The following is a 13,596-nucleotide window of genomic DNA, read 5'->3' on the forward strand; positions in this document are numbered from 1 at the left end:
GCGCTCGGCTTGGTTGCGGCGGGCCTTGGAACTCGCGGACACAACGCGCACAGAGCTCGCAGCGGCGCGCGCGGGCTTGGCGGACGCGGCCGACTTCCGCGCCATGCCGCTCCTCCCCTCGCGAAGCTGCTCCTGGGTACGCTTGTTCATGGGGCTGCGGGTGCTCACTTACTCGTGCTCCTTCATGGATTCAAAATCGGAACCGGTGATGATCGAGAATGCCTCGCGATAGCGCTCGGACGTTCCCTCAACGACCTCGGCGGGCAGCTTCGGCGCCTTGCCCTCGAAATCCCAGTTGGCCTTCAGCCAGTCGCGCACGTACTGCTTGTCATAGCTCGGCTGAACCTTGCCCTCCTCATAGGAGTCGGCCGGCCAGAAGCGGCTGGAATCGGGGGTCAGGCACTCGTCGATGAGCGTGACCTTGCCGTCGATGATGCCAAACTCGAACTTGGTGTCGGCGATGATGATCCCGCGCGTGGCCGCGTACTCGGCGGCGGCGGTGTAGATCTTGAGGGAGAGGTCGCGGATCTGGGTGGCGATATCCTCGCCCACGATCTCGACGGTGCGCTCATAGGAGATGTTCTCGTCGTGCTCGCCAAGCGCCGCCTTCGTGGACGGGGTGAAGAGCGGCTCGGGGAGCTTCGAGGCCTCCGTCAGACCCTCGGGCAGGCGGATGCCGCAGACGGTGCCGTCCTGGTCGTAGGTCTTCTTGCCGGAGCCGGTGAGGTAGCCGCGGACGATGCACTCGATGGGAATCGTCTGCGCCTTCTTGACCAGCATGGAACGACCGGCCAGGTAGGAGCGGTACTCCTGGAACTCAGCCGGGAAATCGGCCGGATCGATCGAGATCAGATGATTGGGAACGAGATCGGAGAACTTCTTGAACCAGAACTCGGAGATGCGGTTCAGCACCTCGCCCTTGAAGGGGATCTCGTCGGGAAGGATGAAATCGAAGGCGGAGATGCGGTCCGTGGCGACCATCAGCAGGGAATCGCCCGTATCGTAGATATCGCGAACCTTGCCGTGGGAATCGGGACGACGCTCCATCGATGTCACTTGTGACCAGCTCCTTTGTGCTCGTGTCTGCCGTGGTCGCCGCGGCATCAGGCATATGCGCCGATCCTTCGCGACCCGAAGTCCCATTGTAGTGTATGGCCCCTGCCCCCACCGGCACTTTTCGGTCAGTCCGCTGGCCGGACAGAGGGCGCACACAGTGCGGGGGCGCCTCCTCCCGTGGCGCAGCGCCGGATACGGACCCCCTTGAGCGCATGGCGTGTCGCAAAGCAAGGGTCTCACGGGCGATGGGCCCCGGGCGCGCGGCGCGGGGTGAGGGCGCCACTCGCGACAGAACCTGGACAAAGAGCGCTGGGCTTCGCGGCCTCAAGGCATCCTGTTCACAGGTTGCGCGACACGAGGCCTCTCTCGCGGCCGGACGCGGGGCCTAGCGTTCCGTCGTCTGCTCCGGCGCCTGCTCACGGGGCAGGTTGATCGTGAAGGTGGTGCCACGATCGAGCTCGGAGTCAACCGAGATGAAGCCGTGGTGGCGCTCGATGATCTGCTTCGTCACCGCAAGCCCCACGCCCAGACCCCCGGCAACGCGGGCGCGGCTCGAATCGGCGCGCCAGAACCGACCGAAGATACGCGAGAGGTCCTCCTTCGCGATGCCCATGCCGGTGTCGGAGACGGAGATCATCACGTTGCGCCTGTCGCCGGCCACGGTGACGATCACCCAACCGTCTTCAGGCGTGTACCGCATCGCATTGCTCATGATGTTGATCACCGCCTGGGTGATCATGTCGGGATCCGCCTCGATGACGGTGCTGCGTCCCTGGGTCTCATCGTTGAAGCGCAGGTTGAGATCGCGCTGAAGGAAGAGCTGCTCCTGACTGCTCACAATCGAGCGGACGAGCCCGCAGATATCCACGCTCTTGAGATTCAGCGGTGCGGTCTGGGACTCCATGCGCGAGAGGTCGAGCATCTGCTGCACAAGACGGGCGAGGCGGCGGGTCTCCGACGCCACGGTCTCCAGGTGCTCGGCGTCGGTCGGGTAGACGCCATCCTGCATCGCCTCGACGGTGGCGAGCATGGCCATGAGCGGAGTGCGCAGCTCGTGGGCAACGTCGGACGTCAGGCGCCGTTCGTGCTTGAGGTCCTTCTCAAGCGACAGGGCCATCTCGTCGAAGGTCTCGCCCAGACGATCGATCTCGTCGTCACCGCGCATGCCGGTGCGGGCCGTAAGATCGCCGTCGCGGATCTGCTTGGCCGTGCCGGTGATGCGGCGGATGGGGTTGGTGAGCATGCGGGACACGAGCAGGCCGATGAACACCGAGATGATGACCGCCACCAGGGCCGCGAGACCCATGGCGTTGAAGGTCCGCTCGCGGAAGGCGGCGTCGGCCTTGGTGAGCAGGGCGTCGCTGCCGAGGACCCACATGCGCAGGGTGCCCACCACGCGGCCGTCGCTCGTGACGATCTCCTGCGAAACAGCGCCTTCTTGATCGGAGGGGGCCTGCGAGACGGGGCTGTGGCTCGAAGCATCGGTGTCCCGTGAGGCTGAACCGGCGGATGTCGATGAAGAGGCCGTCCCCTCCTCGCGCTGGATCGCCGCAGCCACAGCCGCCGCAGGCCAGGTGTCGTCATAGAGGACCGTGCCGTCGGTGTCGACCACCTGCATGCCGATGTCTTCTGAGATCACACCCGATTTCGCCATGTCATCGAGGAGTTTTGTGGTCCAACGCCCCTCGGCCGTGTAGCTGTCCGCCAGCTTGATCGAGGTCAGGCGCGCGATCTCCTCGACGTTGGCGCGCGTGTACTCGGAGAACGCGCCGCCCCACACCACGGTGACCACGAGGGCCATGATCAGCACCGTCATGAACGAGGTGAGGGCAAACGACGACGCCATGCGCGTGCCGTAGCTCACACCCGACCGAGAATCGGGATGAGGCGTGTTCCACCGGGCACGGGAACTCGCCTCATCGTCCTTCTTATGCTTTTGACCGATGGTGAACCGGGCGGACGGCATTACTTCGCGCTGCCGTCGGCGTCCTCAGCCGGCTTGGCGGGCGCTTCGAACCGATAGCCCACGCCGTGCACGGTGTAGAGCCACTTGGGATGTTTCGGATCATCGCCGAGCTTCGCACGGAGGTTCTTCACGTGGCTGTCGATGGTGCGCTCGTAGCCCTCGAAGTCGTAGCCGAGGACCTTCTCGACGAGCTCCATGCGGTTGTACACGCGACCGGGGTGACGGGCCAGGGTGGTGAGCAGCTTGAACTCGGATGCCGTGAGGTCGACCTCCTTGCCGTCCACGAGGATCTTGTGACCGGAGATGTCGATCACCAGGTCGCCGAAGTCGAGCACCTCGATCTGAGGCTCGTCGGCCACATGGGTGCGACGGAAGAGGGCGCGGACGCGGGCGACGAGCTCGCGCGGGGAGAAGGGCTTGATGAGGTAGTCATCGGCGCCCAGCTCGAGGCCGATGATACGGTCTTCGACCTCGCCCTTGGCAGTGAGCATGATGATGGGGACATCCGAGGTGTCACGGATGGCGCGGGTCACGCGCTCACCCGAGAGCTTGGGCAGCATGAGGTCGAGCACGATGAGGTCGAACTGGTGCTTCTCGAACTCCTCGACGGCGGACTGCCCGTCGCCGACGCCCACAACCCAGTACCCCTCGCGCTCGAGGTAGGCGGCAACCGCATCGCGAATGGCCTTCTCGTCTTCAACGAGCAAAATCTTACGTGCGTCCGAAGCCATGGCTCGGCCTCCTTACCTGATCTGTCCATAGGCGCTTTCCATATTAGCGCAGGACGGTTTCACCTTTCTACCCCCAGGCGTATGCGGGCAAACCGCGCGGGGATCAATCGCAAGAATTTGTTAATGAATGGACAGAATATCGAGGTGAGCGGTGACTGAGGGACAATTTTTCGCGGCGCGTTGGATTTATAGCCCTGGAAACTCTCGCTCGCTCGTGTTTGAGGTGCCCGCACGCTGTCACCATGGGGCCTTTAGGAGTCTGTACCCCTTGACGAGGAGTTTCATCACACGATGGTGATGCAGCTGATGGCGTCTGGCTAACTGTCCAGAATGGGAGCAAAACGTCATCTCAGGGCTGTCCCGAGGGCAATCTACATGAGGGCGCGGTCGAAAGTGGGTTTTACACCGCATTTCGCACCGCATCGTGCGGCTCAGGCACGTACTCACGCCGCCCGCGTACACCGTGCAAACCAAGCGCACGCTCACGCCGGCCGCGTATACCGCGCCCGCAGCGGGGCGTCTCCGCAGCTACCTTATGCGATCTGGATCACCCGTGCGGTCACACTCGCCGGCAGGCCTTTTGCGTCGCGCACGGTGGCGAAGACCAGCGGCGTCGATCCCTCGCCCTCGCTCGCCGGGAAGTCCCCGAGCCCGATCGAGCGATCGGCCGACGAGACCCCCTGATACTGCTCGGCATCCGTATCCAGCAGGTAGTGGGCGGACTGCGTCTTGATGAGAACGCGCGATCCGGAGAACATGATCTGCGCGGCAGGCTCACGGTTGAAGTACACGTAGGGTCCGCCCTCACGCCCGATGAACGTTCCCATCTGGCCCAAGCTCCCCCGCGAATCGTAGCTCGCCTCAATGGAGAACGCGAAGGCCGATCCGGTGTACACCGCTTCGAAGGGCCGAACGGACTCGGGCAGCACGAGCTGATCAACCTGCTTTGGCTCGGCATCCGCAAGGTCTAGCGCTGTCATGCCGTAGTAGGTCCCCTCGCTGCCGCGCACGCGAGGCGCTATGGTGAGGATGCCCGCCGCAACACGGGGATGCGTGGCGAAGCGCCCCGTCGACTCCCAGATGCCCGACCCTTGGGTGTCGCCTAGGTTCCATCGATAGGCGACTGACGTCTCCGAGCTCTTGCTTCCGGACGCGAGCGGCATCTTCTGCCAGATGACCGAGGTACCGGTGCAGGTGAAGGGCGACGGCTCCCAATCGGCATCGCCGGAATCGAGCTGCGCGGCCTGGCCACTGAGGGCCCCGTTCTTGAACCCCTGGCCGAGCAGCACCCAGGCTCCGGTCGCGTAATCGATCTCGATCCACGCATACACACCCGAGGAGCACCGGACGTCGTAGAACGAGTACCCGCGCCCCTGGGTCGCGTCCTCGATCAGCGTGGTGATCGCGCCGCTCGAAAGCGAGAGGACGCCCAGGGTGTTGGGATGCGTGGCGGATTCTGGCGCGAGCATGACAGCCGCCCAGGTTCCCTCGGAATGGAAGGGAACCGTTCCCAAGGGAAGCGACCAGGTCTGTGTTGCGTTGACGCCGAGATCGGCCTCAGCGTACTCCGACAGCGCATCGACGATCTTGGACGAATCGGTCACCACCTGGGGCGCTCCCGATGTGGACTGCTGATCGCTCTGGCCCGAGGAGCAGCCGACGAGCGTGATGGCCGCAAGGGCGGCGCCCGTGGCGATGGTTCCCGCGGCAAAGCTGCGGCGCGAGATGCCCCCCGCGCTATCGAAGAGATCCCGGATGCTCATGCGTGCCTCCCGGTCTCGACCGCTGCGGCGAGCGCGCAGGAGAGCTGGTCCGCGCAGGAGGTCGACCGTTTGCCGCAGGTATTGCCCGCGAGCAGATCACGCACGCGCGACACCTCCTGGCCGCGCACCAAGGTGGCGATCGCCTTGAGGTTGCCCTCGCACCCGCCTTCGAAGGAGACGCCTTCAATGGTCGTCGCGGTGTCGTCCAACGCGATGTGAATGACGCGGGAGCAGACCCCATGCGTGGTGTAGTCGTACTTGATCATGATCCTCCTCGCTCGTATGCCCCGCTATTATAGGTAAGGACCGGGCCACGGCGCGTACGCCCCATGTGATGCCTACATACGGCGCCGCATGCTTGCCGCCACTCCACCATGAGGCAGTGAACTTTGACAAGACGGAGATGGCCTTGCGCGGGCGAACGCGGCGCGCATGCGAACGAACGAGACCAGCTGCGAACCCCCAGCCTCCCACCCAGGTCATTGCCGCTCACCGGCGAGACGAACGCCCGGCATACCAAACGACCCGCCGGCGGGAATCCCACCGACGGGTCGCATGCGCGTTGTCTCAGACGACCGCGGGTCGCCGGCTACCGGTCACTACGACGTGGCCTCCGTGCCCTTGGTCAGACTCGCCTGGAAGTTCTGGGGGATGGTCCAGCCCTTGGGCGCCGCGGTGACGGTGCCGTCATCAAGCGGGAACTCCGTCCAGCCGTCGGGCACCGGCGTGTACACGCCGAAGGTATGGCAGCCCGCGCACGTGAACACGCTCTGATCGTGCATCAGATGGCAGCTGTTGCACTGCTGTACGCCGTGTTGCGTGCTGTGCGGGTCGAACGTCCAGTCAGCCGTGGAGGACTCCGTGGCGCCAGGCATCACCCCCGCCGCCAGATGGCATCCGCTCTGCAGGCAGAAGTCATTCGTGAACTCGACCTTCTTGAACGGGAGCTCATAGGTGCCCGTGACGGTCATCTGAATCTCATGCAGCATCTGCGGCAGCGTCGCCTCGTGGCAGCTCAGGCACTGGTTGTTCGCCACACCGCGATGCTTGGACACCAGCGTGGTGGTGTCGTTCACCAGGGTGTCGTAGTACTTGCCCATGGTGGTGTGGCAGATCACGTCGCAGCACTCAGGCGTGGCGTGCCATGCCCAACCGGCGACGCCGATGGCGGTGACGACCAGCACGATGGCGGCGATGATCGGCAGCCGGCGACGCTTCCAATCGATCTTCTTCTTTTGAGGCGCCTGCTCGGAGCTCTCCTCCGTGGCGGCGTCTTTGACCTCGTCAGCCATGCTCTCTTCCCTCCCTTGGTTACGCGCTCAGCGCCGGGTTATCAGCGCAGTACTTCTCAAGAACCCGGTCGTAGGTGCGCGTACGATCATCATACTTCGCACCATCCTTGCCGAGAAGGCCGAGGCCGTCGAGATCGTCGGCGACACCCTTCATATCGAGGTCCTCGAGGCAGGCGCGCGTGGGGCAACCGAGCTCCTCGTCCCAGCCGAACCGCTTGTAGAGCATCGTGAGCGACTGCTTCCAGTCGTCGCGGTCCATCTTGATGGTGCCGGCGGTGAAGACCTGGATGTCCGGGTCGATGGTGAAGACCCACTCGGTGATGACGTCGTGCACGCCGCGCATGTCGTTGCAGCCGATGTTGCCGTCCTTGTCGCGCATGCCGCGCACAGTGGCGGCGCGCTGCAGGGTCATGATGCGCTCGGCAGACTTGTAGAGGTCGTCGATCGTGACCTTGTGCCCGGTCACCGCCGTGTAGAACTGGGCCTCGAGATCGAGGTCGCCGCGGTAGCTACGCTCCTTGGCCGGCGCCATGGCCATAGGCCACACCCAGTTGCAGAGGGTGAGCGAGTCGTGCAGGACATCGGTGACGATGCTCCACCAGACGAACTCAACCTTGGCGTCGTTGATGGGGGTGTAGTTCTTGTCGGCGTCGACGGCGCCCTCGCCCCACATCTCCTTGCCCATCTCCTGCTTGAGCTCGATGGGCAGGCCGCAGCCCTGGAAGTTCACCGCGGAGTGGATCATGTCGTCGCGGTTGAACATCATGTTGTAGAGGCCGCCCACCTGGCCGAAGCACTCGATGGAGTGGTGAACGGGCCAGCCGCGGTAGTTGATGAGGGCCGAGCGCTTGTCGTCGAACCAGGACTCGTCGTTCCACTGCTTGGTCCAGACCTCAGGCCCGTGACCCAGCCAGGAGATCGGCTTGTTCTCCGTGTCGTTGGAGGCGATGTCCGTGAGGATCTTGATGAACGGCGTGCCGTCACCGGTCATGATCTTGTCGAACTCGTAGCCGGCGAACTGGTCACCGAGCTCGCGCTCGAGGATGCCGTCAACATAGGTGTGGGCGATGTCGCGGTAGAGCTGCGCGTAGTTGCACCAGAGACCGAGGTCGTCGACGGTGGCCTGGATCAGCAGGTTGTAGATCACGGCCTGCTCGGTGAGCTTGCCGTCGTCGGTGGCGGTGCCCGGGACCTTCATCATGGACTGCATGTACGCCGAGAACGGGAAGTTCGGCACGCAGGTGTTGCCCATGGACTCGTAGCCGGTCTTCTCGAGCACGGTGGGGTGCTTGACATGGGCGTAGCAGCGGACGGGGCAACCGTGGCAGCCACCCATCTTGACCGTGTACTTCTCCGCCTCGGGGCCGAGGTCCTTCGTCGACTTCATGCAGCGGTAGCCCATGGTGTTGGGCTCGAAGGGCTTCGGCTCGCCCGTCTCGATGGGGCCGCCCTCGGCGGCCGCCCAGTACAGGCCCTTCCTGGCCGTCCAGCGGGACCCCTTGTCGTAGTACTCGGCCCAGGACTGCTGGGTGCTCGGCACCACGTGGTTGTTGTTCGAGCCGAGCACCTGGGCGATCATGTAATCCGAGAGGTCGGCGACCATCTGCGGGTCGGCCACGTTGACGGCCTTGGTGCCGCGCACGACGACGGCCTTGACCTTCTTGGAGCCGAGGACCGCACCCAGGCCCGCACCCGCGGAGTGCGAGCGGGAGTTGATGACGCAGGCGTAAGGCAGCATGTTCTCGCCCGCCGGGCCGATGGCGGCCACGCAGCAGTCGAGACCGTGCTTCTTGCAGAGCGCCTCGGTGGTCTCGCGGGTGCCCTTGCCCCACAGGGCCGAGGCGTCCTCGATCGCGATCTTGTCGTCATCGATGTGGATGTAGACCGGCTTGTCAGCCTTGCCCTCGATGATCAGGCCATCGTGGCCCGAGAACTTGAGCTTGGCGCCCAGCTGACCGCCGCAGTGGCAGTCCACCACAAGGTGGTCCGTCGTGAACGTGGAGAGCGTCGCCCAGGTGGAGCGGCCCGCCAGCGGCACGCCGGCTCCCGTGAGGGGCCCGACGGCCAGGACGGCCTTGTTCTCCTCGTCCATCCAGTCGGTGCCCGCGGGGACCTCGTCGTACATGATCTTGTTCGCGAAGCCCATGCCGCCGATGTAGTTCTGCTGCAGATCGGCGTCGGACTCCTCGGTGATGCTTCCCGTAGAAAGGTTGACGCGCGCGATGTAGCCCGCCCACCCGTATGAAATATCAGCCATGCCTATCTCCTAACGCTTACGCGAGCTTGCCGCCGGCGATGAAATCCTGCTGCTCGCTCACAAGCGGCAGCGGATTCTCCTGGCGGGTCGGGCCGGAGGAGTGGTTGACATCCTCCCACTTGACGAGCTCGAGGGCACCGTTGGGGCACTGGTCCGCGCAGCGGCCGCAGGCGATGCACTTGGTTGACTTCGCCGTCTGCGTGTTGACCACGGGCATGTGCCACGGGCAGGCGGCGACGCAGGTGCCGCAGCCCACGCAGCGCTCGGGGTCGACGTCGCGCACGCCGCTGTCTTCCGTGCGGATGGCGCCGTACGGGCAGGCCGTCTGGCAGAGCGCGGTCTTGCACATGTGGCAGGTGCGGACGTTCCACTCCATGGAGTAGTACACGCCGTCGCCGGATCCGAGCTCGGAGCCGTAGTTCAAACCGTCGTTCACGTGGATGCGCGCGGCCGCCGGCTGCGAGGTGCCGTCGTTCTTGAGCGTGCAGCTCATCTCGCAACGCTGGCATCCCGTGCAGCGCGCGCGGTTGACCTTGAGCACATGGCTCGGGGTCGCGTAGAAGTCGACCTTCCCCTTTGAGTTCGCGGGAGCGGCGACGGCCGTCTCGGGCAGCAACCCGAGCGCCGCCATGCTCGCGACGAACGCGCCTGAGACCTTCACAAACCCGCGACGGGTGAAGAAGGGGTCGAGGCGGTCCGCGCCGGAGCCGACATGCTCCAAGGCGGTGTTCTCTTTCATAGTTCCCTCCCCTAACTGCTCTGCGCCCTCAGCGGGGGCGCACGTTTCCATGCCGATACGGCGCGCGGCGACGCACGCCTATCTCACCACCGTCCATTGTGGAGCGTCCGTGTAGCGACGCGTCCCCTTCTTGGTGGTAACTTTGCAATCGAAACAAGGAATTCCAGCTCAAGGACGTCACCTATTATAGGTGACCTCATCGACGGGCCTGCGAGAATTCGCCAGGAAAGGGGCACAACAATGTGTAGAGAGCCCGTTTGAGAGGCGCGACGGCAGCTGTGCCTACGAGGACCGGCGTAGGGCATGCGGGGCGGGGGTAGGCGGCAACCAGCACGACCCGGCCTCCATGGTGTCGGGGCCGCAAACCGCGCTCCGGGATCTGGTCTATTCGCTTGTCTGCAAAGCGCATGCCCCATCGACATCTGTCTGTGCGCGGGGTGAATCGCTGGGCTTGCGAGGTCGTTCTCGCGCCCAACCGTCCCCCGAGGGTTCACAATGGACGGAATTGCAATCAGGAGGATGATCGATGCTTTCAGAACGCCTGCTGTCCAAGACCATCGGCTTGGGCGCCGTGAACCTGTTCAAGTCGAAGACCGTGGCGGAGTCGACGCTCCCCGCACCCGTTCCCGGCCATGAGTACCTGCTCTACGTGCACGTCCCGTTCTGCGACGTGCTCTGCCCCTACTGCTCGTTCACGCGCTTCCCCTATAAGGAGGAGCTGGGCCGACGCTACTTCAAGGCCCTGCGCGCCGAGCTCAAGATGATCCACGACCTCGGATACCAGCCGCCGAGCGCCTACATCGGCGGAGGCACACCCACGATCATGATGGACGAGCTCGAGCGCACGATCGACTACATGCGCGAGCTCTTCCCCACCATTACCGAGGTGTCGAGCGAGACGAACCCGCCACACCTCGACCGAGAGCGGCTGAGTCGCCTCTCACGCATGGTGCAGCGCTTCTCCGTCGGCGTGCAGAGCTTCGACAACGGCCTGCTCACGCGCATGGACCGCTACAACAAGTACGGGAGCGCCGAGGAGATCGTCCAGCGCATCCAGAACGTCGCGGACATGTTCCAGACCTTCAACGTGGACATGATCTTCAACTTCCCCGGCCAGACGCCTGAAATGGTCCTGCGCGACATCGAGACCTTCAAGACCACCGGCGCCAACCAGATCACCTACTACCCGCTCATGGCCTCCCCTGGGTCCGAGCATCTCATGCAGACCTGCTTCCACGGGCAGGTTGACTACCGAAACGAACGCGCCCTCTACAACACGATCTTCGACCAGATGACCGCCCCCGTGGAGGGCAGTGGCGCGGGGTTCTACGCCACCGACGTCTACACCTTCGCGCGGGATCGCGACGCCATGATCGACGAGTACGTGGTCGATTACGGCGAGTTCGTTGCCGCTGGCTGCGGCGGGTACTCGTTCCTGGGCAGCGTGATCCACAACAACGACTCCTCGCTCTCGGGCTACTGTGACCGCGTTGAACGCGGAAGCCTCAGCGTCGCAAGCAAGATCGACATGGGCGCGGCCAACGCGAAGCGCTACCGCATGGGCCGCGAGCTCTTCGGCCTGCGCCTGGACAATCGGCGCTGGAGGCAGGACTTCGGTCGCTACATCCAGTACGACCTGCCGGTTGAGTACGGTTACCTCGCTGCCAACGGGGCGTTCGACGTCAACAACGCCGACGAGCTGACCCTCACCCGCAAAGGGCGCTACCTGGTGCTCGTCATGATGCGACAGATCTTCATCGGCATGAACACCGAGCGGGACCGTCTCCGGACCCTGCTCCCCGAGGGCGAGCGCAGCTGGTTCGCAGACGCCGCGGCAAAGCAGGTGGCAGCAGCCCGCGAGGCCGACGGAGTGGCGTAGGCACTGCTGCGCGAGAGAGAGGCTGCCACACGTTGCGGCCCGCACCGCTCGTGGCTGCTTGCTGACAGTACATAATGCTGACAGTACATAATTCGACGTTTCAGGCCCGTTCTAGACCGAATCCTGCACTGTCAGCACCGACCCCCTGAGCTGACAGTGCAGGATTCGGTCTTTTTCCGTGGTCGAAAGGCAGAATTGTGAACTGTCAGCGGCTCTCAACCCCGCCCTCAACCCCGCATCCGGATGCGACACGGACGGCAAATTGTCAGGCGGCGAGGCCCGGGCCACCGGCTCCTCAACGACTAACGGCCGTACTCGTTGATGTAGTCCAGGATCTCCTGGCGCGAGTGCAGATCGGTCTTGTCGTAGATGCGCTTGATATGGGTGTGCACCGTGTTGGGTGAGAGCTGCAGCTCATCGCTGACGCGCGCCTGAGTGTGACCGAGCGCATAGAGCGTGAGCACCTCGACCTCGCGTCCGGTGAGGCCGAATCGCTGGCCGATCTCCAGCACCGAGGTGGCGATGTGCACATCGGGGGACCTGCTCGGCAGCGCGACCTCCTCCTGCGGGGAGATGGCGAGCACGCCCATGAGCGGGCGGCGGGGAGCATCCCCCTCCTGGAGGCCGTCCGGGTCCTCAGCCGCGCGTGCCGCCTTGGCCGCCGCAACCTCAGCAGCCGCCTGCACCTCCCCCTGCTCGCTCGGCGATGCGAGCAGCCGCGTGTAGACCACCTGAGCGCTGATGAGCACGAAGAAGCCCATGAATGCGATGATGGCCGCGGCATTGGAGGGAACGACTGCGGTGATCAGGGCATCCACATGCATCCCAGCCACCGTGAGGATGTTCATGGCGATCCACGCCGCACAGGCGTAGTAGTACGGATCGCGCCAGCCGAAGCTGATGAAGGCGATGGTCATGTACCAGACGAAGGCCTGCAGCACGAGGGAAGATGCGAGGACGAGGGCCGCGCCCATGGACGGGTCGGCGGGGACGAGGGCGAAGAGGATCGTGCCGACCCCGAGCAGAAGCTCCATCGCCACCCATATGCTGGTAGTGAGCGCCCGCATGCGCGACACGAGCGCGAACCGGACCCAGAGCGCCGAGACGACGATGACCGCCACGAGAACGATCGCGCGCGACGCCGGGTTGAGATGGATGGCCTGGCCCACGGGAAATCCCCGTCCCATGCCCATGGGGATCGAGATGAACCAGATGCCGAGCGCCGCGACCACCAGGAAGCTCCTGTTTGAGAAATGATTCTCGTCGGTGCCGAAGTAGCTCTCCGAAACGGCTGGGAAGGAGTCGCTCGGGACGCCCATGACTCGTGAGGTGCGAACGGGTCCGAACTGCATGAACATCAGGGCGACACAGGTGAAGTGACCTACCATCGCCGGCATGAAGGAGAGCGCGAAGGTGAGGGCCTCGGCGAGGGCGAGGGCGGAGAACACCACGACGACCACGGCTTGCGCCGAGGTGCCCCGCAGCTTGCGCAGCCAATAAAACTGCAGAAGCGTGGCACCGAGGGTGACCCCCGCCTGGAGCAGCAGGTCAACGGGAGCAAGCAGGGGGACGCCGGCCGCATCGGCCGACGCAAGGGCAAGCGAGCCGAGGCCGCCCAAATGGATGGAGATGAAGACTCCAAGCGAGATGGAGCGCTTCGAGAACCGCTTCACGACCAGCGTCGAGAGGAAAAGCGCGCCGATGACCACCGAGGCCGCGATGAGCGACCATCCGTCATAGGTTGAAATGCCGGTGCTGGCATGGGCCTGCTGGATGGTGATGTTGACCACGGCGGCGGCAAGCGAGATGCCGGCGACCGAGGGAAGCAGGATCCGGTAGCCCTCAAGGCTGAGCGGGGGCATGCTCGCTGCACCGCTGCCTTGCTGACCTGCGCTTTGCACCGTTTACCTCTC

The 13,596-nt window shown here is 64.5% G+C and carries 10 protein-coding genes; 1 reads left to right on the plus strand and 9 read right to left on the minus strand.

Annotated elements, in window-relative coordinates; genetic code table 11:
- Positions 1-168: 168 nt before the first annotated feature.
- The 8 genes from CAP13_RS00005 to CAP13_RS00040 all read right to left on the minus strand — a co-directional run bounded on the left by CAP13_RS00005 (position 169) and on the right by CAP13_RS00040 (position 9,804).
- A complete protein-coding gene (locus tag CAP13_RS00005; RefSeq protein ID WP_085829640.1) occupies positions 169-1,047 on the minus strand; it encodes a phosphoribosylaminoimidazolesuccinocarboxamide synthase in 879 nt (292 codons plus the stop codon).
- Positions 1,048-1,441: 394 nt separating this feature from the next.
- Positions 1,442-3,022, minus strand: a complete 1,581-nt coding sequence (locus CAP13_RS00010; protein ID WP_085829641.1) for a sensor histidine kinase — start codon at positions 3,020-3,022, stop codon at positions 1,442-1,444.
- A complete protein-coding gene (locus tag CAP13_RS00015; protein WP_085829642.1) occupies positions 3,022-3,753 on the minus strand; it encodes a response regulator transcription factor in 732 nt (243 codons plus the stop codon). Before CAP13_RS00015 ends, CAP13_RS00010 begins: the two co-directional genes overlap by 1 nt.
- Positions 3,754-4,286: 533 nt before the next feature.
- Positions 4,287-5,516, minus strand: a complete 1,230-nt coding sequence (locus CAP13_RS00020) for a hypothetical protein (RefSeq protein WP_085829643.1) — start codon at positions 5,514-5,516, stop codon at positions 4,287-4,289.
- Entirely contained in the window at positions 5,513-5,782 is a 270-nt protein-coding gene (locus CAP13_RS00025; protein ID WP_085829644.1) for a TIGR03905 family TSCPD domain-containing protein, read from the minus strand. Before CAP13_RS00025 ends, CAP13_RS00020 begins: the two co-directional genes overlap by 4 nt.
- Positions 5,783-6,115: 333 nt before the next feature.
- Entirely contained in the window at positions 6,116-6,808 is a 693-nt protein-coding gene (locus CAP13_RS00030; RefSeq protein ID WP_085829645.1) for a cytochrome c3 family protein, read from the minus strand.
- 19 nt (positions 6,809-6,827) lie between these two features.
- Positions 6,828-9,065 carry an aldehyde ferredoxin oxidoreductase gene (locus CAP13_RS00035; RefSeq protein WP_085829646.1) on the minus strand — a complete coding sequence of 746 codons (2,238 nt, stop codon included), beginning with the start codon at positions 9,063-9,065 and terminating at the stop codon, positions 6,828-6,830.
- A gap of 16 nt (positions 9,066-9,081) precedes the next feature.
- Positions 9,082-9,804, minus strand: coding sequence for a 4Fe-4S binding protein (locus CAP13_RS00040; protein WP_085829647.1), 723 nt, complete (start codon positions 9,802-9,804; stop codon positions 9,082-9,084).
- A 526-nt stretch (positions 9,805-10,330) separates the two neighbouring features.
- Between CAP13_RS00040 and CAP13_RS00045 the strand changes: the two genes are divergently transcribed.
- Positions 10,331-11,683 (plus strand): coproporphyrinogen III oxidase family protein, encoded by a 1,353-nt coding sequence (locus tag CAP13_RS00045; protein ID WP_085829648.1) that lies wholly within the window; start codon positions 10,331-10,333, stop codon positions 11,681-11,683.
- A 302-nt stretch (positions 11,684-11,985) separates the two neighbouring features.
- Here the strand turns inward: CAP13_RS00045 and CAP13_RS00050 are convergent, their stop codons facing one another.
- The gene (locus CAP13_RS00050) at positions 11,986-13,545 is read right to left on the minus strand and encodes a response regulator transcription factor (RefSeq protein WP_143764850.1); all 1,560 of its coding nucleotides are present in this window, start codon (positions 13,543-13,545) and stop codon (positions 11,986-11,988) included.
- Positions 13,546-13,596 lie beyond the last annotated feature (51 nt).

Origin of the sequence: Collinsella vaginalis (genome assembly GCF_900176655.1) — a bacterium.
Classification (GTDB): domain Bacteria; phylum Actinomycetota; class Coriobacteriia; order Coriobacteriales; family Coriobacteriaceae; genus Collinsella; species Collinsella vaginalis.